Raw genomic sequence first — 24,261 nt, 5'->3', positions numbered from 1 at the left:
GGGTGACTCTCACTTGTGAAGGACCAGCGCGGGTGCGGCGGGCGCCGGGTGGCGTTTATGAAACAGCCGCTCCAGTTGCAGGTAAATGACCGGCGTAGTGAACAGGGTCAGCATCTGGCTCACCAGCAGGCCGCCGACCACTGCGATACCCAGCGGTTGACGCAGTTCGGCACCGACCCCGAAACCCAGCATCAGCGGCAGTGCGCCGAGCAGGGCGGCAAGGGTGGTCATGATAATCGGTCGGAAGCGGGTAATGCAGGCCTCATAAATGGCCTCCTGTGGCGACAGGCCCTGCTCACGCTGCGCTTGCAGGGCAAAGTCCACGAGCAGAATGCCGTTCTTCTTGACGATGCCGATCAGCAGCACGATGCCGATCAGGGCCATGATCGAGAAGTCCTGCCCCATCATCCATAGCAGCAACAGCGCGCCGATACCTGCCGAGGGCAGGGTGGAGATAATGGTCAGCGGATGCACGAAGCTTTCATAAAGCACACCCAGAATGATGTACACCGCCACCAGCGCGGCGAGAATCAGCCACGGCTGGTTGGCCAGCGAACTCTGGAATGCCTGCGCCGCACCCTGAAAACTGCCGATGATCGAGGCGGGCATGCCGATCTCTTTCTTGGCCTGATCGAGCATGCTTACCGCGTCGCCCAGCGCGACTCCGGGCGCCAGGTTGAATGACAGGTTGGCAGCCGGGAACATACCGTCGTGGCTGATCGACAGCGGGCCCATGCGCGGCGCACTGACTTTGGCCAGCGCCGAAAGTGGCACCATTTCATTGGTCAGCGGTGAGCGCAGGTAGAAGTAAGCCAGGCTTTCGGCCTTGCCACGCTGCTGGGCGTCCAGTTCGAGGATCACCTTGTACTGGTTGACCTCGGTCTGGTATTCGCTGATCTGCCGCTGGCCGAACGCATCGTACAGCGCCTGATCGACGTCGGCGGTGGTCAGGCCGAATCGCGCGGCAGCACTGCGATCAATATCGATATGGGTGACGCTGCCGCCCAGTTGCAAGTCGTTGGACATATCGCGAAACGCCGGATTGCTACGCAGCTTTTCAGTCAGCCGTTGCGTCCAGGTGTTGAGCAATTCGCCGTCGTTGCTCTTGAGCACGTACTGATACTGACTGCGACTCGGCCCGGAACTCAGGTTGATGTCCTGCCCGGCGCGCAGATACAGAACGATGCCGGGGACCTTTGCCAGTTTGGGGCGCAGGCGGTCAATGAACTCACTGACCGACACATCGCGTTCAGAGCGCGGTTTGAGCGAGATCCAGAAGCGACCGTTGGCGATGGTCTGGTTGCTGCCTGACACACCGACTGAATGAGAGAACGCCAGCACTGCCGGGTCTGCACCGACGATTTTTGCCAGTTGCAGGTGTTTTTCCACCATGTCCGGGTAGGAAATGTCGGCAGCGGCCTCGGTGGTGCCGAGTGCAAAAGCAGTGTCCTGAACCGGAAAGAAGCCCTTGGGTATGAGGATGTAGCCGACCACCGCAAGCGCCAGGGTCAGGCCGAACACGCCGAGCATCAGTCGCTGATGGGCCAGCGCCTTACGCAAGCCTCGATCGTAGGAAGCCAGCAAACGTTCACCGAAGCCCGGTTTCTGATGCGGGTTGTGCGTGGGGGCGCGCATGAACAATGCCGCAAGGGTCGGCGCCAGGGTCAGGGAGACGACCACCGAAATCAGAATGGTCGCAGTGGCGGTCAGGGCGAATTCCTTGAACAGTCGCCCGACCACGCCGCCCATGAACAACAGCGGGATGAACGCCGCCACCAGCGAGAAACTGATCGACACCACGGTAAAACCGATTTCCCCCGAGCCTTTTATGGCAGCCTCGCGCATGCCTTGTCCGGCTTCAAGGTGGCGATGGATGTTCTCCACCACCACGATAGCGTCGTCCACCACGAACCCGACCGCGACCACGATGGCTACCAATGTCAGGTTGTTCAGGCTGAAGCCGAACAGGTACATCATCGCAAAGCTGGCGATCAGCGATACCCCGAGCACCGCGCTGACGATCAGCGTGGCCGACAGCTGGCGCAGAAACAGTGCCATGACCGCCACCACCAGCAGCACCGCGATCATCAGGGTCAGTTCCACTTCGTGCAGCGAGGCACGAATGGTGCGGGTCCGGTCGTTGAGTACCGAGACGTCAACGGTGGCCGGGAGCATTTCCTGCAACCGTGGCAGTTCACGCTGGATGCGGTCCACGGTGTCGACAATGTTGGCGCCCGGCTGACGAAAAATAGCGATGTTGACGCCTTGCTGGTCGCCGGACCAGGCCTTGACGTAGGCGTTTTCCGAACCCGCGACCACCCGCGCCACATCCTTGAGCTGGACGGGGGCGCCGTTCTTGTAGGAAACGATCAGTTGCGCGTAGTCCTGCGGCTTGAACAACTGGTCGTTGGACGACAGTGTCGAAATGCTGTCCTTGCCGTATAAGGCACCTTTGGCCAGGTTAAGGCTGGTCTGTTGCACCGCCAGGCGAATGTCGGCCAGGGTCAGCCCCAGCGCGGCCAGTTTTTCGGGGGCGGCCTGCACACGAATCGCTGGCCTTTGCTGGCCGGTGATGAACACCTGGCCCACGCCTTCGATCTGGCTGAGCTGGCGCGCCAGGATGGTTTCGGTGACGTCGCTCAATTCGGTGCCGGGGATCAGACTGGAACTCACACTGAGGATCAGCACCGGGCTGTCGGCCGGGTTGACCTTGCGCCAGGTTGGCAGACTGGGCAGATCGGCCGGCAGGCGTCCGGCTGCGGTATTGATGGCGGCCTGGACTTCCTGGGCCGCAGTGTCGATGCTTTTGTTGAGGGTGAACTGCAGCGTAAGGTTGGTGGAGCCCAGTGCGCTGCTGGAGGTCATCTGGGTCATGCCCGGTATCGCACTGAACTGCACTTCCAGTGGCGTGGCAACCGAAGACGCCATGGTTTCCGGGCTGGCACCGGGCAGCTGCGCGGTAACCTGTATGGTCGGGAACTCCGCTTCCGGCAACGGCGCAATCGGCAGTCGTGGAAAGGCAATGCCCCCTAGCAGTACCAGTGCGAAGGTCAATAACAAGGTGGCCACCGGGTGGTCGATGCACCACGCCGATACCGAGCCTCGGCCACTCATCGTGCGTGCTCCACTTGCGCGCTTGCCACATCCGGGGCGGGTGCGCTGACCACTTCGACAGTTGCCCCCGGCCGCAGCCGCGACTGGCCGTCGCTGACCAGTACATCTCCGGCGTTTGGCCCGCTGATCAACGTCTGCTCGCTGTCCTGATAAAGCACCTTGACCGGTACGACTTCCACTTTTTTATCAGCAGTCAGTCGATAGACGAAGTGCTGATCGATGCCGCGCTGCACTACTTGTGGCGGTACCTTGAGCGAGTTGAGTTCGACACCGGTCTGGATCTTCACCGTGACCAACTGCCCAGGCCAGAGTTGTTCGCCGGGGTTTTTGAATTGAGCCTTGGCGCGGATCGTGCCGGTGGTTGCCGAAACCTGATTGTCGATCAGCGAAAGCGTGCCTTCACCCAAAAGCAGTCCGTTGGCCGCACCGTCGCCCTGATACGCCTTGACAGTCGCAGCGCTACGCTCGGCAATCAGCCCCTGCAGGGTCGGTAACATCTGCTGAGGCAGAGAGAATTCCACCGCAATCGGGTCAATCTGTGTCACCGAAAACAGACCGGTAGCATCGCTGACGCGCAGGAAGTTGCCTTCATCGACATTGCGGATGCCGACCCTGCCAGTGACCGGCGAGCGAATCTGGGTGTAGGAGAGCTGCACCTGTGAGGCGTTGATGCTCGCTTCGTTGCCTTTCGCTGTGGCTTCGAGTTGCCTGACCAGTGCCTGCTGCTGATCGAATGTCTGGCGCGAAATGCCATTGTCCTGAGTGAGTTGGCGATAGCGCTTCAGGTCCAGTTGCGCGCCATCAAGCTGCGCCTTGCTCTGCGCCAGCTGCGCGCGTGCCTGCTCCAGCGAGGCGCGGATCGATCGATCATCCAGCGTCGCCAGCAACTCGCCGGCCTTGACCTGTTGACCTTCCTTGACCAGCACGCGCGTCAGTACGCCATCTACCTGAGGACGGATCACCACACTTTGCAGTGACAGCACCGAACCGATACCTGTGACGAAACGTGGTACGTCCTCAATGCTGACCGTGATCACCTTCACAGGCACCGCAGTCACGGAGTTTTTCGGGAGTGTAGCGGGGCGTGTCAGTTTCCATCCGGCAATGGCCGCGCAGGCTATCAGCAGGACTACAGCGGTGACGGTCAGGGTCTGTCTGCGCATATGAAGAAAACGCCAAATGTCGGTACGGGAGTAATATTTTTTTAGGGCTTCCTTATAGCCTGCAAACCCGGTCAGCAGAATGACTTTTAGCTGTCACGTTTGTCAGGAAGCCTCCACCGCGCATGGCGTGCAGTCAAGAAAATCCGCTAACGGACGATATCTATGTTGAAGAGATATTTGTCCAGATGTTTATAAAGTCCTAAGAGTTTTCCTACATTTTCCTAGGTCGGCTTCTGGCAGCTAATTCTCCCATCAACTTAACTCACTGTATGAGCCTATGAGTGGAGAACGCCATGAACAGTAAAAAATCGACCTGGAAATTTATGTTGAGGTGTTTGTTTCTTCGTCAAGGTTTGGGGGCCGTCATGGTGTCGATTCCCTTGCTGGCTGCGCCTGCTTTTTCATGGGCAAAGGACGGCGCATTGACGTTGCATGGCAGTATCGTCAACAGCAGTTGCGTGATTTCCGACATTAATGTGAATACGCCTGTTGCTCATGCGCGCATTTTGCAAGTTGCACCGGGCATCAATATGCAGGTGAGCACTGAACACAATGCATGTGGTGATCAGGCCGTGCCCTTTGTCGCGCAGTATCAGGTACTTCCGGTCGCCGAGACCGACGGCGAGGCCCTGCAGGCCCGCGCTGGAGTCATCACGTTGAGCTATCAATAAATACAGATCTGTATTATTTTTTCGACCGGACTGTCACCCACGCTTAAGTGACGGTCCGGTGTCCGGTCAGCCCTTTCAAAACTGAAAGCGCCGTGATTTAAAACATCGGCGCCACACTGTTTAACAGCCGTAATTAGACTACTTGCGCAAGACGCCTGGTTATTCCTACAGACCTGTCCTGCGTGTCGTGTTGTGTTGTCTGCGGGTTAAAAGTTATCCAGCTGACAGCATCGAAATAGGTCTGGATCTATAGTGCTCACCGTCCGATAGCGGGCACACACAACATAACACAAGGAAGGTCGTTAGCATGAAAAAGCTTTCTCTTACATTGGCAGTTCTGGGCGTAATGGGCGTTGGCATGGCGGGTAACGTCAGTGCAGCGAACAACGGAAAAATGGTCTTCAATGGGACACTGACCAATATCTCCTGCGATGTGGGACCGGGCACAGGCGTCAGTTCGGGCACCAACCCTGGCGAAATCAATGTCGACCTGGGTAACGTTTCCTTCTCCGATATTGGTGTATCGAGTGAAAGTCGATTCGAAACGGCTGCGCCTATTCAGCTGCTGGTCAACTGTAGCGCGGGCGCAGATCAATACAGCATGGTCAAGATGCGCCTTACTGCCCGTAACGGCAGCGGCCTGGACAATAACGATGCCAAACTTCTGCGCACCACCGGCGCGGCAGATGGTGTCGGTATCGGCCTGCTCAATACCTCCAGCGTTCTGATGGACCTGAGCGGTGCTGAAACCGTCGACACCACGCTCATCAAGGATGGTGCCGGCGGCGCGACTGCTGAAATAAATTTTGGCGCGGTCTATGTGCTTAACGGCACGCCGACCAATCCGGGTAATGCCGATGGCTTCCTGCCGTTCGTGATGGATTACGAGTAACCGTGTCGGACAGGGCGGGCACGGCTCGCCCTGTCCCTTATCGAATTCAAGGCGAACGCCAGTATGTTTCCTGTTTTTTTTCGCTACACGATGCTTGTTGCGCTAGTGTGCTGTGCGTCCTCTGTTCAGGCGGGCATCGTATTGAATACGACGCGTGTCATTTATCAGGGTAATGAAAAAGAGGTCAGTCTGGGTGTTCATAACAGTGGCGGGGGAGAGATTCTCCTGCAGTCCTGGCTTGAATCTCCGACAGTGGCGACCAACAAGACTGATAACAACGACACCCCAGCGTATTTGCCTTTTATCGTCACGCCTGCGCTGACGCGCATGGCCGGAGGTGGCAAGCAACTGTTGCGCATCATTCATTCCGGTGCAGACATGCCCACTGATCGTGAATCAGTGTTATGGCTCAATGTGCAGGAAATCCCCCAGACTGCTGCCGAGAACACACTGCAGATTGCGATACGTCAGCGCATAAAAGTGTTCTTTCGGCCTGACGGTTTGCAGGGCGATCCGCAGCAGGCACCTGAACAGCTGAACTGGCAATCAATCGATAACGCGGGTGTGCAGGTGGAAAATCCAGGGCCCTATCACGTGTCCATGCTGAGGATTTCCATACGCCAACACGATAGTGAACTTGCCCGTCTCGACAGTCAGATGCTTGCCCCCCATCAACAGCTGCGTATCCCGTTGCTGCACACACCGGGAAGTGCGCCGTTGCTGGTGAGTTTCGTGAGTATCAATGACTACGGCGGGCAAGTGCCTTATCAAGTGACACTGGCCGATAAAGAACCGGGTCATGCCCACAAGGCCTTGCCTCGGTAACCTGCCACATCACACATCAGCGTTAACTGTTCAAACCGTTGGGCCTGCGTGACAAACCGGCCCGGCAGACCTGCGTCTGTGTAAAGGATTGCGCGGCGCGCGCGACAGCCGAAGTAGAGTGAAGACCGCTATGGAATGGCGCAAAAAAGATCACAAGGGAGTCATTGCACAGTTCGCTCTGCCTCACCCACGACACTGTCCGCTGGGTATCGGCCTGGGGTTGACGTTGATGTTTTCGCTCAGCGCGTTCGCAGCCTCGCCTGGCGGTACTCGGGCTGACGGGACAGTCAAATTCAATACGGCATTTATCCAGGGAAGCGATCAACCACCTGACCTCCAGGAGTTTCTGCGTACCAACAGCGTACTGCCCGGCACTTATCGGGTTGATATTTACGTCAATCGCAAACTGAGCGGCAGGCGAGATATCGCCTTTTCAAAAAATCGGGTGTCAGGCCTGATTGAACCCTGTCTGTCGCTTGAAATGCTACAGAGCTTCGGTCTGGACCTGAGTCGCCTGCCTTCAGATGAAGGCGCTGCTCAGGGCTGTTTCGATTTGCCTGCGCGTGTCGAGTTTGCGCGCGTCGACTATCAGTCCGGTGCGCTGCGACTCACTATCAGTGTGCCGCAAGCCGTTATGTCGCGGGGCGCTCGCGGTTATGTTTCACCGGAGCTTTGGGATCAGGGTGAGACGGCAGGTTTTATCAATTACAACGCCAATGGCAGCAGACGCCGTAACAAGGGTCTGGAAACGGACCAGTATTATCTCGGGATGCGAAATGGCCTGAACCTCGGGGCCTGGCGATTGCGCAATGAGTCCTCGCTGGTCGGCGGCAGTGATCGGCCCTGGCGTTATCGCAGCAATCGTACTTTCGCGCAGCGTGACATCACTTTCCTGAAAAGCCAGTTCACGGTGGGGGAGACCTTCAGCGACTCGCAGGTTTTCGACAGTGTTCGCTTCAAGGGCGCAGCACTGGCTTCTGACGATGGCATGCTGTCCGACAGCGAGCGCGCCTATGCCCCGGTCATCCGCGGGATTGCCGAGACCAACGCGACGGTGGAAGTTCGTCAGAACGGTTTTCTGCTGTACAGCGGCAGTGTTTCACCGGGGCCTTTCGAAATGGCCGATATCTACCCCAGTGGTTCCAACGGTGATTTGTCGGTGTCGGTCATTGAGGCCGATGGGCGCGTACGGACTTTTACCCAGGCCTACGCATCGCTGCCGATCATGGTCCCCTGGGGATCCTTGCGCTACAGCCTGGCCGTCGGGCAGGTCGATAACAGTAATGATGTTCAAGCCTCTCCCGACTTTGCCAGCACAGCCCTGATCTATGGGCTTTCCGAGCGGATTACCGGGTTTGGGGGGCTGCAGCTGGCCGAAGATTATCAGGCCGCGAATATAGGTGCCGGGATCAATACCGGCCAGAGCATACGGGTGCGCTATGCCAACACGCTGGACGTTACCGACACCACTCTGGCCGTGGCAGGTTACCGCTATTCCACTGAAGCGTACCGGACCCTGAGCCAGCACATCAGCGATACCGACCCGCAGAGACATGCGCTGTCCACTGGCCTGGCTCGGGATCGGCTTGAGCTAAGTGTTACCCAGATAGTGTCGAGCCACGCCGCATCGCTGAGTCTGACCGCTTCCGAGCAGCGCTACTGGAATCTGCCCGGCAAGACCCGGCAACTTTATCTGTCCTATAACGCTGCCTGGCAGACCGTCAATTACAGCCTGTCCATTGAACGCAACGAGGACTTCGGGCGAAACGGTGAAGCGAGCACCGACAATCGTGTTGCCTTGAGCGTGACCCTGCCACTCGGATCGAGCCCTGGTTCGTCGCGACTGTCTTTCAATGCCGTGCGCGACAGCACCGGTGAGTACAACGCTCAGACCGGGCTCAACGGCCAGGTGCTGGGGGATCGTGATACGTTTTATTCGGTACAGGCCGGGCATGACAGCAGCTCCGGCAGTTTCGGTGCCGGGAAGATCAGTACCACCACCGGGTTCGGTCGCTTCGAGGCAGGTTATAGCCAGGGCCAGGACTACGATGCATTCAGCCTGTCTGCGGCGGGTTCGCTGGTGGCTCACCCCGGAGGTGTGAACCTGGGGCAGGCGCTGGGTGAAACCTTCGCCCTGGTTCAGGTTCCGGACGTCAGCGGGGCTCGGTTGAAGTCCTTCAGTAACGTCGAAACCGCAGGCAACGGCTATGCGGTTCTGCCCTATGCGCAGGCCTACCGAACCAATTGGGTCAGCCTGGATACCCGCCAGTTGGGTGCTGATGTCGACCTGGAAAATGCCATCACCCAGCTCGTACCGCGCCGGGGAGCGATACCGTTGGTGCGCTTCAAAGCCGTTGTGGGCCGCCGGGTCCAGTTTGAACTGGTGCGCGCCGACGGCAGCAAGGTACCGCTGGGTGCCAGTGTCGAGGATGAACAGGGCAGGGCGCTGGCGGTGGTCGACCCTGGCAGTCAGGCGCTGGTGCTCAGTGAGCAGGATGTCGGCAGCTTGCGGGTTCGCTGGTCTGATCAAAGTTGTCAGGCAGCATTCTCGCTGCCGCCCAGAGATCCGACCCGTGCCTACGAGCGGATCAGGGTGACATGCCAATGAGCGCCCTTGCTGATTCATGCCCGGCAATGTTGGCGGTGCTGCTGCTGATGGGCAGCGTTGGCGCACAAGGGGCTATTTCGCTGAGCGGAACACGGCTGGTCTTTGATGGCCAGTATCACGAAGCCAGTATCGAGGTGCGCAATCGAGGTGATTCGGAGGCGCTTTTTCAGGCCTGGCTAAGTGATGCCCAGGATGACGACGACACTCCACTGGTTCGGCGTAGAACGCTGCCGTTCGTGGTCACGCCGCCGCTTTCACGTCTGCCGGGCGGCGGCAGGCAGGTCCTGCGCGTTTTATATCAGGGCACAGGCATGCCGCAGGGGCGCGAGTCGCTGCTGCATTTGTATGTGCTTGAGGTGCCTCGACGGCAGGCAGGCACTCGTCAGTTGAATGTCGCCGTGCGTCAGCGCATCAATGTGTTTTACCGGCCCGTTGGTCTAGAGGGGGATCCGGCTGACACTGGCGCAAAGTTGCAGTGGACACTGACCCATGACGAGGCAGGCGTTTCCTTGCTGACGGTCCGTAACCCAATGCCTTATCACGTGTCTCTGCAAGCGTTGCGCATTGACGCTGTTCAACTCAGCGAGTACCTGCTGCTGGCACCGGGCGCCCATTTTGAAATGGTTGTACCAGCGAGCGTTCTGCCCTCCGCAACCCATCGTTTTTCATACAAGGCGCTGACCGACTATGGCGGTCAGCGTACTTATTGCACACCGCTCAAGGGGCAGGCGGCCTTTACGGCCCGCTTGCTGGAGCCCCATTCCTTTCAGGACGAATGCTGATATGAAACGACTGTCTGCCAGACGCTGGCTGCTATCCACTGTGGTGTTGCTGATGCTGAATCCGGCCTCCGTCTTCGCGTTGGTCTGTACCACTCAAGGGGGCGGTGAAACCGAAATTCACGATGATCTGGGCAGTACGGTGGCGATTCCGGAGTCGATTCCCAACGGGGAAGTGGTGTGGCGTTCCGAGCCTGTGAATGTTCAGGTCGAATGTGCCAAGGACGGCTCGCAGTCTGTCGAGGAAGAGATTTTCATCTACCTGAACCCGGACAATCGTTTGATCGGTCAGGGTATCCGCGCTGGCATGACACTTCAGGGTACCGATCATCTGCAAGGCAGCGGACGGGTCAGTACCGGGAGCTACTTGCCGGCCTGCCATGAAGGCGACAGCAATATCGAAAATTGTCCAAAGGTGCGCTTCAATCTGGCGTTTTCCGTGTTTATTCAGAAGTTCGGCGCAACACCACCCTCTGGCGTGGCAAGTGATCTGCTGGATTACCGGTTTTTTCAACTGGGTGGTGCGACGGACTCAAGCCGGGTGCCGGGGCGCAGCCTCAGTTACGTGATCAACAACCTGCGGGGCCTGCGGTTCGTGGCCTGCGACGCCGACCTGCAAGTGCTCCCCGAAACCGTGGAGTTCGGCGACGTTGCCATACACCAAGTGACCATTGGCAAGGTAATCGCCACGCAGACATTTTCTTTGCTGACCAGTCGTGCGTGCGATTCGCCGTTCAGCATTGATGCGCGTTTCAGGCCGGTGACAGGCAATCTGTCCGGCGAACTGCTCGTTCCCTCCGGCAATGACTCGCTGGGGATTCGTATTGCCAGCGCTGTCAGTGGCCAGCCATTACGTTACAACGAGCCGTTCCATCTGGCAGAACTGCTGGGTGAAACCAACGCTGCCAGTGCTGACTTCAATGCGCAGTTGCTGTGGAATTCCAATACACCGACGCCGGGACCTTTCAATGCCGAGATCATGGTCGATCTGTTCTACAAATGACGGCGACAGGAGGCTCGGGCGGTTACGCGGCGATTGATGTATGCTGCGCGACCGCGGGCATGTGCCCGGCCAATTCGACTTTCTGGTGACACCATGACCACTCCTGAACAACCCCCTGTTCAAGACGCCGCAGCCGACTCCGTCGCAGACACTGAAAAGAAGGCTGTCATTGCGCCTTTCAGCTTTCCGTTCAAGCCTTCGGAGTTTGCTCAGGCCAAAAAGGAACCCGCATGGCATCAGAAAGCCAACAAGCATGGCCATCACAAGACCCCTGGCGTAGCCCCGGCGGGCACGCGCAGATCGATGGGCAAGCGCTGATCGCGTGAGTAATCCTGTTCAGGCTGCCTGCAAGGGTATGAACAGGTAGGAAACCGGCTCCCGATCCGTAACGTCGGCACCCTCCTGTTGCAGGGTGTCCAGAACCTGCTTTCCCGCCACATGAAATTCCCAGTGCGAGTCATTGGGTTGCATATCATGCGCACGGTTTGCGACCTCCGCGATGGCGGTCGCAAATGCGTTCATGTCTGGCAGATACGCGACGAAGCCGTTGCCCTTGAGGGCGGTGGTGCGTATGCCCAGTTTCTGGCAGATCAACTGTTTGGTCTCTATCTCATCCCGATCGGCCTGACGGGATTGTTCGATCAAGTCCATCAACTGCGTATCAACCAGCCTGTCGCCAATGATCAGGTCGGGGCCCTGCTCCCAGGACTCTGGCGGGCAGCCCTTGGTTTCGGGGCGCAAGGGAATGTGCGGATTGATTTCCATCGGATAGATCCGGCACACCAGCGGCCTGCGCTCGTAAATGCGACACAGGTTTTTCTCGTCAAGATTACGGCAACGCCCAACGTTGTAGGCCGCGAAGGTGATCGCCACAAAGGCTGTGGTGCTGCCGCTGTTCACCTGCGTCGAGCGACGGCTGGCATGGGTCAGTTGGGTCTCGGACACGCCATAGCCATTGCTTAGAAACGCTTCGGTCAAGACAATCACGTTGCCGCCGTCTGCCGCCCATTGCGCGGCTTCGCCGAGCGTGAGAGGCACGTGGTGGTCGGTGCAGCAACCGCCGCAACCCACACAGGAAAACTTGGTGTCCATTGTCTCGATGACCCTTTCAGAGCTGCGCGCCGAGCGACAACAATTGGTCACTCTCCCGGCTGATGCAGCTCGAGAAGCAAGTTGTGCGCCAGTCGCTGGTTGAGTCAACGGGCCCGTCAGGCTTCGGGGATATCGAAACGTTTCAGGTAGGACATCCCTGATTTCTCGTAAAGACGCCGTGCCTTGAGGTTGTTTTCCATGACGTGAAGATCGACCGCTGCTTCGCCACACTTACTCAAATGGGCGAACAGGTGGTTGAGCAGAGCGGAACCGATCCCGCTATGTCGCACATCGGGATGCACGACCAGGTCTTTGATGAATGCGCTGGTCCAGCAGACGATCACGCCCACCACTGTTTCGTCGAGCATGGCCAGAAAGCACCGCGACGTGTCGAATTCAGGGTCTTGTTCGAAGGCAGCTCGCCAGTGCGGATAATCCGGCACACTGCCTGTCGCGCTGGCATGACCCAATTTCAGCAGGCGGTGAACCTCTGGGGCTTGCTCAAGGGTGAAAGGTCGCGGCAGGACGCGCGGTGGCCAGACCGCGGATGGTACTGGCAAGGCGAGAGTCCGACGCATCAGCCAGTAGTGTCCGGCAGATGCATCGGTCAGGTTCGGACGTTGCGTCGGTGCGCGCTCCGGGATCAGAGCCCTTGGGCGACCACCGTACGTGCGGCCTCGATCAGGCATTTGGTCAGCTCGGGTGACGAGAACTTGGTCAGCACAGCGTTGGCACCGGCGATCTGCGACTTCTCGCTGTTCATCGCGCTGTCGAGCGAGGTGTGCAAGAGGATATACAGATCGCTGAAGTCGGGCGTGTCGCGAAGAGTACGGGTGAGCGCGTAGCCATCCATCTCCGACATCTCGATGTCGGAAACCACCACGTTGATCTGCCGATCAGTACCTTGAAGATCCAGCAGAACGTCGATGGCTTCCTTGGCACTGCGCGCCGTGTGGCATTCGATGCCCAGATTGCGCAAGGTGATGATCGACTGCTGCAGGGCAACCTGGCTGTCATCGACGACCAGAATTCGCGCCTTGCTGAGCATTTCGGCATCCTCTTTGGCCAGCTCCGTCGACTGCACGACGATTTGCCCCGGAGCAATACCGTGAATCACTTTTTCGATATCCAGAACCTGTACCAGCACGCCATCGACCTGAGTGACCCCGGTGATGAACGATTTGCTGCTCGACCCATAGGGTGGAGGACGGATATCGGTGGTCAGGCAGTGCACAATCTTGCTCACGGCCTGAACGTGCAGGCCCTGTTTGGAGCGGCTGACGTCGGTAACGATCAGGCAGCCACCGTCGGGATCGGCCAGAGGGCGCTCACCGATTGCACGACTCAGGTCAATGACCGACAGTGATGAGCCGCGCAACGTGGCGATACCTTTGACGTGCGGGTGCGATTCGGGAAGATGGGTCAGGGGAGGGCAGGGAATGATCTCACTGACCTTGAGCAGGTTGATCGCCATCAGCTTGCCGCTGCGCAACGTGAAGAGGAGCAGCGAAAGTGAATCTGCTCGGACGTTCTTGGACATATGAACCTTCTGGCTGTAGGTGTTTCGTCGCCTGGAAGCGGCAAACAACTTTCTATGACAGGTTATCGACCTGCGACGAGCAGGCTTGAGGATTTTTAACGGACGGCTGGCCGCGCCGCTCGCTGGTCCTTGAAAGTTGTTTCAACACGTAACGGCAGCCGGCATGAGCTGCCAGTGCAAGCGTGAATAGTGGCAGTCTGGCTCCGGTCCAGTCAAACCGGGCGAGATGCGGCACACTGTCGCTCTGCGCATTCCGACAGTCAGCGTCGCAGGTTCGTACGCGACTGTGCTTTGACATCAGCATGCCCTGCGGCAAAATACCGCAGCTATATATAGAAGAGGTGGTGCGACATAGTGACGCACCCTCTATATATAGAAGCGTTTTTCATCCAGCCCTTGGCGAAGACCGCCTGGTTGATCGCACAGGCACTACTCAGACCATCCAGCGGGCAAATGTGCCCGTATAGCTGGCGAGCGCTTGAGTTGCAGAATCAGACAGATGATCATCGCGCACGCTTCGGTACGGTCGGGCCGTGCACTCCTGTTTCAGGCTTCGCCCTTACATTGCAGGGCGTTGACCAACCACCTCATCAGTTCAGTAAGGTATGTGAATGAGCGACAACACGTTGTACCTGGGACGCGAAAAGCGCTTTCTGGTTTTGCTGGGGATTATCTGCCTGGCTCTGATCGGCGGTGCCCTGTACATGCAGATCGTGCTGGGCGAGGCGCCTTGCCCGCTATGCATCCTGCAGCGCTACGCACTGCTGTTCATCGCCATTTTTGCGTTCATCGGCGCTGCCATGTCCGGACGTCGCGGCGTTACGGTGTGTGAAACGCTGGTCACCCTCAGCGCATTGGGCGGAATTGCCGCGGCCGGTCGGCATGTATGGATACTTGCCCATCCGTCCGACAGTTGCGGTATCGACGTCCTGCAACCGATCGTTGATGGCCTGCCATTGGCTACACTGTTCCCAACAGGGTTTCAGGTCAGCGGTTTCTGTACGACGCCGTATCCGCCGGTCCTCGGATTATCACTCGCGCAATGGGCGCTGGCAGCGTTTGTCCTGACTGCAGTTCTGGTACCGGCGTGCATCATTCGTAACCGCCGCAAACCTTACTAAATACAGGGGCTTTCGAGAAAAAAGCCCAGTGATTACGGGGCTTTTTTTGGGTGAAATGACGTGTTTGGAGGGTGATTGTTACGAATTGAGAGAATAACTGTTACAAAATTAGGCATAGTCATTAAAAATTTACGTATCTACAATCCCCACCACTTGTCGTCCAGCCTGGCTGAACGATCAGCATTTTGAGGCTTGGAGCACTCTGAACAGGCAGCGCAACGCTTGCCTCTGAGGGCGTATGATGGCCGCGTCGAAAGCGTCTGCCCGATATTTTGGGCAGTTCCAGCAACTCAAAAAACAAGAATCCATAGCTAAACCCGGACTTGTCGATATGCCGCTGTGCGTACTGGCAGGCCCTTGTTCAATTCAAAAAAATTAGCCGGCACTGGCAGGGCGAAGTGTTGGCGGTCGAAACCCAACTGCACCGCGCAAGCTGCTTTTAGAGGTCGTGAAATGAGTAAAAAAAGGTACCCCAGGTTTTTTGGCTTCTTGGCCCTTTTCTGTATGCTTTTGCTCAGTGGATGCGATGGCGTACCTCTGCTCGATCCAAAAGGGCAGGTGGGTATCGAGCAGCGGAACCTGATCGTAATCGCTACGTTGCTGATGCTGATTGTCGTGATCCCGGTCATTCTGATGACCCTGATCTTCGCATGGGAGTATCGCGCTTCGAACAAGGCCGCCAAGTACACGCCGGACTGGTCCCACTCCACCAAGATCGAAATCGCAGTCTGGGGCGTACCCATGCTGCTGCTGGTCTTCCTGGGGTACATCACTTACGTCTCTACTCACTCGCTGGACCCTTACCGTCCGCTTGAGTCGGACGTGAAGCCGATCACCATTCAGGCGATCTCGGTCGACTGGAAGTGGGTATTCGTCTATCCGGACTACGGCATCGCCACGGTCAACAAGATCGTGTTCCCGGCCAAGACCCCGATCAATTTCCAGGTTACCTCGGACAGCGTGATGAACTCCTTTTTCATCCCTGGTCTGGGCGGTCAGATCTACGCAATGGCGGGCATGCACACCAAGCTGCACCTGATTGCCAACGAAAATCACGAATTCAACGGTATTTCGGCCAACTACAGTGGCGCGGGCTTTACCGGTATGAAGTTCAAGGCTATCGCCACCAGCCAGGCTGATTTCGACAGCTGGGTCAGCGAAGTCAAGAGCTCACCTAAAAAGCTTGGCACGGCCGAATACGCCGAGTTGATCAAGCCGAGCGAACGCAACCCTGTCGAACTCTTTTCCTCGGTCACCCCGAACCTGTTCCAGATCGTCATCGACAAGTATGAAGGTATGAATCCAGGCAAGAAGGTTGTTGCTGGTGAGAAGGAAGTGGCCGGTGACGCTGGTGCGGAAAAAGGCAAAAATTCAGCTGCTGGGGCAGAGGAGTAAACGATGTTTGGCAAATTAAGTCTGGAAGCGGTGCCGTTCCACGAGCCGATAGTCATGGTGACACTTGCCATGATCGCGCTCGGCGGCATTGCGGTTGTCGGGTTGATCACCTATTTCCGCAAGTGGACGTACTTGTGGTCTGAATGGCTGACCTCTGTCGACCACAAGAAAATCGGCGTGATGTACATCGTCGTTGCCATGGTCATGCTGCTGCGCGGTTTTGCCGACGCCATCATGATGCGTACCCAACTGGCGATGGCCCAGAACGGTTCCGAAGGGTTCCTTCCGCCTGAGCACTATGACCAGATCTTCACCGCTCACGGTGTGATCATGATCATCTTCATGGCGATGCCGTTCTTCACAGGTCTGATGAACATCGTTCTGCCTCTGCAGATCGGCGCTCGCGACGTGGCGTTCCCGTTCCTGAACTCCCTGAGCTTCTGGCTGCTGGTCGCAGGTATGCTGCTGATCAACATCTCCCTGGGTGTCGGTGAATTCGCCAAGACCGGCTGGGTTGCGTATCCACCTCTTTCCGGGTTGCAATACAGTCCTGGCGTAGGGGTTGACTACTACATCTGGGCGCTACAGTTATCCGGGTTAGGTACGACGCTGACGGGGGTCAACTTCCTCGTGACCGTTCTGAAGATGCGTACCCCTGGCATGAAACTGATGGACATGCCGATCTTCACCTGGACCTGCACCTGGGCAAACATCCTGATCGTGGCTTCGTTCCCGATCCTGACCGCTACCCTGGCGTTCCTGACCCTTGACCGCTACCTGGACTTCCACATTTTCACGAACGAAATGGGCGGCAACCCCATGATGTACGTGAACCTGTTCTGGGCGTGGGGTCACCCTGAGGTGTACATCCTGATCCTGCCGGCTTTCGGCGTGTTCTCGGAAGTCATCTCCACGTTCTCCGGCAAGCGTCTGTTCGGCCACAAGTCGATGATCTTCGCCTCCGGTGCGATCTGTATCCTGGGCTTCATGGTCTGGCTGCACCACTTCTTCACGATGGGTGCGGGTGCCAACGTCAACGCCTTCTTCGGCCTGGCGACGATGCTTATCGCGATCCCGACGGGTGTGAAGCTATTCAACTGGCTGTTCACCATGTATCAAGGGCGTCTGCGCTTTACCGCGCCAGTACTCTGGACCCTGGGCTTCATGGTCACCTTCTCGATCGGCGGTATGACCGGCGTTCTGTTGGCGATTCCAGGTGCTGACTTCGTACTGCACAACAGCCTGTTCGTAATCGCTCACTTCCACAACGTCATCATCGGCGGTGCGGTATTCGGTTACATCGCCGGCTTCGCGTTCTGGTTCCCTAAAGCGTTCGGCTTCACCCTGAACGAGAAGTGGGGCAAGGCAGCGTTCTGGTTCTGGATCGTCGGCTTCTTCGTCGCGTTCATGCCGCTTTACGCGCTGGGCTTCCTGGGCATGACCCGTCGTCTGAACGCTACCGACATGCCAGAGTGGAACATCTACCTGGACGTCGCGCTGTTCGGTGCCGTGCTGATCGCCATGGGTATAGCTTCGCAGCTGATCCAGCTGTTCGTGAGTATCCGTGACCGCGACAACAACCGCGATCTGACCGGTGACCCATGGAATGGCCATACCCTGGAGTGGTCCACTTCTTCGCCACCGCCGTTCTACAACTTTGCCGAACTGCCAAAGGCTGACGACATCGACGCGTTCACCGATGCAAAACGTGCCGGCACCGCTTACAAGGTTCCTGCCCGCTACTCGGCGATCCACATGCCTAACAACACTGCAACCGGCCTGTACATGGGTATGTTGCTGACGGTCTTCGGCTTCGCATTCATCTGGCACATCTGGTGGCTGGTAGGCGCAAGCCTGGTGGCGACCATTGCAGTCTTCGTTGCTCACGCTGTCCGTGACGACCAGGGTTATATGGTGCCGGCTGAAGATGTAGCGCGTATTGAAGGTGAGCATCACAAGGTCCTGGCGGCCAACGGTGCATACACTCCTGTCAAGTCCTCGCTGGAACAGGTTTAAACAATGTCAAATATTGCAATCAACTCCGGAGCCCACGATCACGGTCACGACCATGATCATGGGCATGACGATCACCACGACAGCGGTGGCATGACGGTCTACGGCTTCTGGCTGTACCTGATGACTGACTGCGTGTTGTTCGCCTCGTTCTTCGCGGTGTACGCCGTGATGGTCAACAGTGTCGCGGGTGGCCCGTCGGGCCAGGACATCTTCCTGCTGCCATTCGTGGCTGTGGAAACCGCGTTCCTGCTGGTCAGTAGTATCACCTACGGCTTCGCCATGCTGGCGTTGTACAAGGGCAAGAAAAGCCAGGTTCTTGGCTGGCTGGCCCTGACCTTCCTGTGTGGTGCTGCGTTTATCGGTATGGAAATCTATGAATTCCATCACCTGATCCACGAAGGCTACGGTCCGAGCCGCAGCGGCTTCCTGTCAGCGTTCTTCGCGCTGGTAGGCCTGCACGGCGCACACGTGACCAGCGGTCTGATCTGGATGGCGATCATGATGTTCCAGGTCCAGAAAAAGGGCCTGACCAACACCAACAAGACTCGCCTGAGCTGCCTCAGCCTGTTCTGGCACTTCCTGGACGTTGTCTGGATCGGCGTGTTCACCGTTGTCTATCTGATGGGAGCTTTGTAATGTCAAATTCGCATCACTCCGCTGAAGACAATAGTCACGGCTCAGTGAAGTCGTACATCATCGGTTTCGTACTGTCGATCATCCTGACCGCCATTCCGTTTGCCCTGGTGATGTCGCCGTCGCTGCCGAAGGACATGACGATTGCAATCGTTCTGGTCTTCGCGATCATCCAGATCCTGGTGCACCTGCATTACTTCCTGCACCTGGATTTCACGAGCGTGCAGCGCAACAACGTGATGGCCTTCGCCTTTACCACGATGGTTATCGTCCTGCTGGTTGGCCTGTCGCTGTGGATCATTTTCAGCGTCCACCGCGAAATGATGGCGCATTGAGGAATACCAGATGTCACTGAAGCACTTTATCCAAATCACCAAGCCGGGGATCATTTTCGGTAACGTGCTTTCGGTGGCAGGTGGCTTTTTTCTGGCTTCCAAGGGAAATATCGACTTCGGCGTCTTCCTCGCTGCAGTAATCGGTACTTCCCTGGTCGTTGCGTCTGGTTGCGTGTTCAATAACTGCATCGATCGCGATATCGATCAGCGTATGGAAAGGACCCGTAACCGGGTCCTGGTGCAGGGCCTGGTTTCATTGAAACTGGCGCTGCTCTACGCAACCATACTCGGCGTTGCGGGCGTTGCCCTGCTGTACACCGAGGCCAACCCGTTGGCTGCCTTGTTTGCGGTCATTGGGTTTGTGATCTATGTCGGCCTTTACAGCCTGTACCTGAAACGCAGATCGGTTCACGGCACGCTTGTGGGCAGTCTCTCGGGGGCCATGCCTCCAGTGATCGGCTACTGCGCAGTGACCAACAGCTTCGACTTTGCGGCCCTGACGCTACTGGTGATGTTCAGCCTGTGGCAGATGCCGCATTCATATGCGATCGCCATCTTCCGTTTCAATGACTATCGTGCGGCGAAAATTCCGGTACTGCCGGTCAAGCGCGGCATTCTGGTCACCAAGCGCCACATCATGCTCTACATTCTGGCGTTCCTCGTGGCGACCCTGATGTTGACCGTAGGTGGTTATGCGGGCCTCAACTACCTGGCTGTTGCAGCAGGCATGGGGATGTACTGGTTGTACATGGCCTGGAAGGGTTACAAAGCCGTTGACGATACTGTCTGGGCTCGCAAGCTGTTCGTGTTTTCTATCTTCACCATCACTGCCTTGAGCGTGATGATGTCGGTGGACTTTCAGGTGACAAAAGAATTGTTGGTGACCTACGCCTTCTGATTTTCACCTGATGCACAAACCGAAACCCCGTTCTGCGAAGAACGGGGGTTTTTTTCGGATACAATCTACACTTGATGAATGTTCGGCGGTGGCAGCATTTTTTGCGGTCGGATATGCCTCGTTATAGGGCGTTTGTGACCTTCCATAGAAAAAACGGGCTGTTTACCGCATTTCGAACGCCTGTTATGGATAACCCGTTTCCCGAGCCCGTCAGGGCCGATAATGATTATGGCTATTACCCCATGATGCCCTCAGAAAGTCAGAGCCTCACGCCTCAACCCCTGGTCTCGATCGTCGCCCCTTGCTATAACGCCGAGCGCTTCCTTGAAGCTGCCCTTCAGAGCATCTTTGCTCAGGACTACGGTAATTTTGAAGTCATCATCGTTGACGATGGTTCGACCGACAACAGCATCGCGATGCTTGAGTCATTGCAGGCGCGTTACCCGTTCCAGCTCTATCGCCAAGCCAACCAGGGGGTCAGTGCCGCTCTCAATCATGGCCTGCGACATGCGAAAGGCGTCTATCTGTCCACACCGGACCTCGATGACATCATGCTCCCGTTTTCGCTGCGTATCCGTGCGCAGTATCTCGACGAGTCCCCCGAAGTCGGCTGCGTAGGCGCACTGATCAGCTACATGGACTGCGACGGCAACACGATCAAATGCCAATCGCGCGACTATATCGAACGGCTGACATTCGACGACGTGTTGCGCGGTGCGGTCGTTGTCGGGGCGCCGGTGGCCCTGTATCGGATGCAGGCCATGCGCGACGCGAACGGCTACGATCCGGAGATAAAGGTTCAGGATTTCCAGGCCACGCTGAGAATTGCCCGCCTGGGCTATGAAATGCATGTGATCCCCGAAGTCGTGACACGCTATCGACGTCACCCCAACAACCTTTCACGCAAGTACAAGGTGCTGCTTGAGGCTGATCTCAAAAGTATCGAGCCCTACCGTGAGCATCCCGAATATCAGAGTGGCCGCACTCAAGTCGTCAACAAGGCATTGAAATACGCCGCTGTCGCGGATAAGCGATACGCCTGGAAACTACTGCTCTCTATCCCGTTTAAATATGCCGATCGTACAACCTGGCGGCGTTGCAAGCGTTTAATTTTCAGCTACCGGTAGCGCGGTGAGGCTGTTTGAAATGGAATTTATTCAAGGTAACCATGAAAATCATCGAGCTTCTGAAGGCAAGGAAAGTGCGCAGGCAACTGCGCAAAATGGACAAGCTGGAACGGCATGCCGAAAAAATCAGGTTGAAGTATCCGCGTGCGGTGGTAGGGGTGGGTACTTACGGGGTGCCGGAGATTGTCGATTTTGGTGATGACGCAATACTGAGGGTAGGTGCTTACACCTCGATTGCCGAGGGGGTGAAGATCCTGCTGGGCGGCGAACACCGCACCGACTGGATCACGACTTATCCGTTTCCGGCGATGGCCGAGCAAGTGGCGGATATCAAGGATTACGCTCCCAGCAAAGGCGATGTCGTGATTGGCAGTGACTGCTGGATATGCGCCAACGCTGTCATTGTTTCGGGCGTTAACATCGGCCACGGTGCAATCGTTGCCGCTGGTGCGATGGGTGTCAGGGATGTGGCCCCCTATTCGGTTGTGGGGGGCAACCCCTGCAAGTTCATCCGCTGGCGTTTTGAAGAGGATGTTCGCGACCTGTTGTTACAAACTGCCTGGTGGGACTGGCCGATGGAGGAGGTCAAGGCCGTAGCGCGAACGTTGTGCAGTTCTGACATGGATGCCTTTCTCGGCTACGTTCGCCAGCGTCAGGCATCGGCAACGCAGTCGGCCATTGGTTAGGACTCAGTTGATGACTGGGTGTGGACGTGCGTCAGAAATGCCATGTCGGTTTGCATTTATTTCGAGCCTCAGGGCCTGAATGATCTGGCAGAATAAGGCATTGGCCTGACTCGTCCAGGCAGTCGCTAAAATGATAGAGGGCGTTATGAGTCAAGAAAGCATCAACTGGGACACTCTGGGTTTCGATTACATCAAGACTGACAAGCGCTACCTTTCTCATTGGCGCGACGGCGCCTGGGATCAGGGGTCGCTGACCGAGGACAACACGCTGCATATCAGCGAGGGTTCGACCGCGCTGCATTATGGTCAGCAGTGCTTCGAAGGTCTCAAGGCCTATCGCTGCAAGGATGGCTCGATCAATCTTTTCCGTCCCGATCAGAACGCGCAGCGCATGCAGCGCAGTTGTTCTCGTCTGTTGATGCCTCATGTACCGACTGATGTGTTCATCGAGGCCTGCAAACAGGTCGTCAAGGCCAACGAACGTTTCATCCCGCCATATGGTTCAGGCGGCGCGTTGTATCTGCGCCCGTTCGTGATTGGTGTGGGTGACAACATCGGCGTGCGTACGGCCCCGGAGTTCATCTTTTCGATCTTCTGCATCCCGGTGGGCGCCTATTTCAAGGGCGGCCTGAAGCCAAACAATTTCGTGATTTCCGGGTATGACCGCGCTGCGCCCAATGGCACCGGGGCTGCCAAGGTTGGTGGCAACTATGCCGCCAGCCTGATGCCCGGCTCTGAAGCCAAGAAACACAGTTTTGCCGATTGCATCTATCTCGACCCGCAGACCCATTCCAAGATCGAGGAAGTGGGTTCGGCAAACTTCTTTGCCATCACCAATGATGATGTGTTCCTGACGCCGAAATCACCGTCGGTGCTGCCGGGCATCACCCGCCTGTCGTTGATCGAACTGGCAAAATCCCGTCTTGGCCTGACGGTCGAGGAGGGCGATGTATTCATCGACCAGCTCGACACCTTCAAGGAAGCGGGCGCTTGCGGTACGGCTGCGGTGATCACTCCGATTGGCGGGATTTCCTACAAGGACAAGCTGCATGTGTTCTACAGCCAGACCGAAGTCGGTCCGGTCACTCAGCGTCTGTACAAGGAATTGACCGGCGTGCAATCCGGTGACATCGAGGCGCCAGCCGGCTGGATCGTCAAAGCCTGATAGCTTGACCTGTATCGTTCCAGCGCCATGCGCTGGGACGATCACTGGATGCATGCTCAAGGTGCAGCGGCTTTCCCTTCCTCGACCAGGTCTTTCGCTGGGCCCAACACAATCGCCAGATGCCGCAAGTCATCGACTTCCAGGCCATAACTCTTGCCCGATGGACTTTGCGTGACCGTTCCCAGTGCATATACCGTGAAGAACTTCACGTCATCCGCGTGGCTTAACAACTCACTGATATAGCGGCTTGAACGGTAGGCCTGCATTTGCGCGGGCGATACGTAAAGCGTTACCAGTTTGCCGTCGATACGGTCAAAAAACCTGAACTTGAACCCCAGCCCGTAACGTTGCTCAATCAACCCTCCACCAAATAGCACACGGCCGTTGTAACCCGTTTGCGCGTACTTGATATGGCGGAAATACCCGCGTAGCGACACTTCGCCCTGACCGGGAATTCTCAGTTTCAACAGCTTGAAATCGTCCAGTGACAACTCGGCCTTGGCCTGTCGATAGCTGTCTACCAGGCGCTCCAGGTTGTTGGTGCGGGTTTCGCTGTAGCGGGCGGCCTTGGGTGATGCGGGTTCGGTCAAAGGCTGGCTGACGATGGGCTGCAGATTGCCTGCACCGGCTTTTTCTTCCCCGGACTTCTCTTTGACCGGTGCTTTGAGCGTCGGGTCGAATATGTCGATGTAGTCATCCAGCTTGCGCTTGGCCTGGCGCACACGCGTCTGAGCATCTGTTTCTTCGACACGAACGTCCGGCTTTTCGTCTGCGCTCTCATCCACCCACTCACACTCCGGATGGTGATCGTAGTGCGGGTTGGCGCGGAAGTGCGCAGCAACGAAGGTTGGGTTGTCCTGTGGTTTCACGTCATAGCGAACCCCGGTCACCTTTGCCCCCATTGCCCTGCAAGCCTCATTCGAGCAGAGAAACTCGAAGCGTTTGCGTGGCGGCTCCTGAGAGAAGTATTCGCGTCGGGCAGCCGCGATTGACAGCTCTTGCTGCAACTCGACACAGAATGCGCGTGTGATAGGTTTGCCGGGCTTCATGCGTGTAGTCCTTGTTCGTCCAGAACACCACGCTATTTCAGGCGCAACGGGCTTGCAACAGAATATGTACGCAGACGCGGATATAGGACGGCTAGGTCCGGAATTTGCGCACTCTGCGCGCTGTAGCAGCGCACAGAGTGTGCCTCGCA

At 57.2% G+C, this 24,261-nt stretch carries 22 protein-coding genes; 16 read left to right on the top strand and 6 right to left on the bottom strand.

The genetic code is table 11. The features are described from left to right. Positions 1-9: 9 nt before the first annotated feature. Both AC4ANE_RS22000 and AC4ANE_RS21995 read right to left on the bottom strand, forming a co-directional pair. Entirely contained in the window at positions 10-3,114 is a 3,105-nt protein-coding gene (locus AC4ANE_RS22000) for a multidrug efflux RND transporter permease subunit (protein ID WP_031597848.1), read from the bottom strand. Beyond that, on the bottom strand, positions 3,111-4,277 hold the full coding sequence (locus AC4ANE_RS21995) for an efflux RND transporter periplasmic adaptor subunit (RefSeq protein WP_460408521.1): 1,167 nt from the start codon (positions 4,275-4,277) through the stop codon (positions 3,111-3,113). The genes AC4ANE_RS22000 and AC4ANE_RS21995 overlap by 4 nt, the downstream gene beginning before the upstream one ends. Before the next feature lie 293 nt (positions 4,278-4,570). Here AC4ANE_RS21995 and AC4ANE_RS21990 point away from each other — a divergent pair, with 293 nt between their 5' ends. From AC4ANE_RS21990 to AC4ANE_RS21960, 7 genes are all read left to right on the top strand, one after another. Beyond that, entirely contained in the window at positions 4,571-4,948 is a 378-nt protein-coding gene (locus AC4ANE_RS21990) for a hypothetical protein (RefSeq protein ID WP_002552333.1), read from the top strand. Between the two features lie 307 nt (positions 4,949-5,255). Beyond that, on the top strand, positions 5,256-5,840 hold the full coding sequence (locus tag AC4ANE_RS21985; protein ID WP_002552334.1) for a fimbrial protein: 585 nt from the start codon (positions 5,256-5,258) through the stop codon (positions 5,838-5,840). Between the two features lie 63 nt (positions 5,841-5,903). Then, complete coding sequence (locus tag AC4ANE_RS21980; protein ID WP_002552335.1) at positions 5,904-6,665, top strand: fimbrial biogenesis chaperone; 762 nt, start codon at positions 5,904-5,906, stop codon at positions 6,663-6,665. Between the two features lie 130 nt (positions 6,666-6,795). Next, positions 6,796-9,273, top strand: a complete 2,478-nt coding sequence (locus AC4ANE_RS21975; RefSeq protein WP_080718885.1) for a fimbria/pilus outer membrane usher protein — start codon at positions 6,796-6,798, stop codon at positions 9,271-9,273. After that, complete coding sequence (locus AC4ANE_RS21970; RefSeq protein WP_005730128.1) at positions 9,270-10,055, top strand: fimbrial biogenesis chaperone; 786 nt, start codon at positions 9,270-9,272, stop codon at positions 10,053-10,055. The genes AC4ANE_RS21975 and AC4ANE_RS21970 overlap by 4 nt, the downstream gene beginning before the upstream one ends. A gap of 1 nt (position 10,056) precedes the next feature. Continuing rightward, on the top strand, positions 10,057-11,055 hold the full coding sequence (locus AC4ANE_RS21965) for a fimbrial protein (protein ID WP_002552337.1): 999 nt from the start codon (positions 10,057-10,059) through the stop codon (positions 11,053-11,055). 93 nt (positions 11,056-11,148) lie between these two features. Beyond that, positions 11,149-11,373, top strand: a complete 225-nt coding sequence (locus AC4ANE_RS21960; protein ID WP_002552338.1) for a hypothetical protein — start codon at positions 11,149-11,151, stop codon at positions 11,371-11,373. Positions 11,374-11,391: 18 nt separating this feature from the next. Here the strand turns inward: AC4ANE_RS21960 and AC4ANE_RS21955 are convergent, their stop codons facing one another. From AC4ANE_RS21955 to AC4ANE_RS21945, 3 genes are all read right to left on the bottom strand, one after another. After that, entirely contained in the window at positions 11,392-12,147 is a 756-nt protein-coding gene (locus AC4ANE_RS21955) for a YkgJ family cysteine cluster protein (protein WP_002552339.1), read from the bottom strand. Between the two features lie 116 nt (positions 12,148-12,263). Then, entirely contained in the window at positions 12,264-12,725 is a 462-nt protein-coding gene (locus tag AC4ANE_RS21950) for a GNAT family N-acetyltransferase (RefSeq protein WP_031595610.1), read from the bottom strand. Between the two features lie 65 nt (positions 12,726-12,790). Further along, entirely contained in the window at positions 12,791-13,687 is an 897-nt protein-coding gene (locus AC4ANE_RS21945; protein ID WP_031595611.1) for a chemotaxis protein, read from the bottom strand. Positions 13,688-14,298: 611 nt separating this feature from the next. Here AC4ANE_RS21945 and AC4ANE_RS21940 point away from each other — a divergent pair. The 9 genes from AC4ANE_RS21940 to AC4ANE_RS21900 all read left to right on the top strand — a co-directional run bounded on the left by AC4ANE_RS21940 (position 14,299) and on the right by AC4ANE_RS21900 (position 23,063). Beyond that, a complete protein-coding gene (locus AC4ANE_RS21940) occupies positions 14,299-14,808 on the top strand; it encodes a disulfide bond formation protein B (protein WP_002552341.1) in 510 nt (169 codons plus the stop codon). Between the two features lie 453 nt (positions 14,809-15,261). Further along, on the top strand, positions 15,262-16,203 hold the full coding sequence (cyoA, locus tag AC4ANE_RS21935; protein WP_460408518.1) for a ubiquinol oxidase subunit II: 942 nt from the start codon (positions 15,262-15,264) through the stop codon (positions 16,201-16,203). Positions 16,204-16,206: 3 nt separating this feature from the next. Continuing rightward, entirely contained in the window at positions 16,207-18,219 is a 2,013-nt protein-coding gene (gene cyoB / locus AC4ANE_RS21930; RefSeq protein WP_004656083.1) for a cytochrome o ubiquinol oxidase subunit I, read from the top strand. 3 nt (positions 18,220-18,222) lie between these two features. Beyond that, positions 18,223-18,855, top strand: a complete 633-nt coding sequence (locus AC4ANE_RS21925; protein WP_002552344.1) for a cytochrome o ubiquinol oxidase subunit III — start codon at positions 18,223-18,225, stop codon at positions 18,853-18,855. Continuing rightward, positions 18,855-19,187, top strand: coding sequence for a cytochrome o ubiquinol oxidase subunit IV (gene cyoD / locus AC4ANE_RS21920; protein ID WP_002552345.1), 333 nt, complete (start codon positions 18,855-18,857; stop codon positions 19,185-19,187). Before AC4ANE_RS21925 ends, cyoD begins: the two co-directional genes overlap by 1 nt. A 10-nt stretch (positions 19,188-19,197) precedes the next feature. Beyond that, the gene (gene cyoE / locus AC4ANE_RS21915; RefSeq protein WP_002552346.1) at positions 19,198-20,085 is read left to right on the top strand and encodes a heme o synthase; all 888 of its coding nucleotides are present in this window, start codon (positions 19,198-19,200) and stop codon (positions 20,083-20,085) included. A gap of 242 nt (positions 20,086-20,327) precedes the next feature. After that, positions 20,328-21,212 carry a glycosyltransferase family 2 protein gene (locus AC4ANE_RS21910; RefSeq protein WP_460409008.1) on the top strand — a complete coding sequence of 295 codons (885 nt, stop codon included), beginning with the start codon at positions 20,328-20,330 and terminating at the stop codon, positions 21,210-21,212. A 41-nt stretch (positions 21,213-21,253) separates the two neighbouring features. Then, positions 21,254-21,898, top strand: a complete 645-nt coding sequence (locus AC4ANE_RS21905; RefSeq protein ID WP_002552348.1) for a CatB-related O-acetyltransferase — start codon at positions 21,254-21,256, stop codon at positions 21,896-21,898. Between the two features lie 145 nt (positions 21,899-22,043). Further along, complete coding sequence (locus AC4ANE_RS21900) at positions 22,044-23,063, top strand: branched-chain amino acid aminotransferase (RefSeq protein WP_002552349.1); 1,020 nt, start codon at positions 22,044-22,046, stop codon at positions 23,061-23,063. A gap of 56 nt (positions 23,064-23,119) precedes the next feature. Here the strand turns inward: AC4ANE_RS21900 and AC4ANE_RS21895 are convergent, their stop codons facing one another. Beyond that, positions 23,120-24,112 carry a hypothetical protein gene (locus tag AC4ANE_RS21895; protein WP_002552350.1) on the bottom strand — a complete coding sequence of 331 codons (993 nt, stop codon included), beginning with the start codon at positions 24,110-24,112 and terminating at the stop codon, positions 23,120-23,122. Between the last annotated feature and the right edge of the window lie 149 nt (positions 24,113-24,261).

It is taken from the genome of Pseudomonas sp. Pme6b, assembly GCF_058129925.1.
Note: the sequence above shows the minus strand (reverse complement) of the source record. Positions and strands in the feature narration are given on the sequence as shown.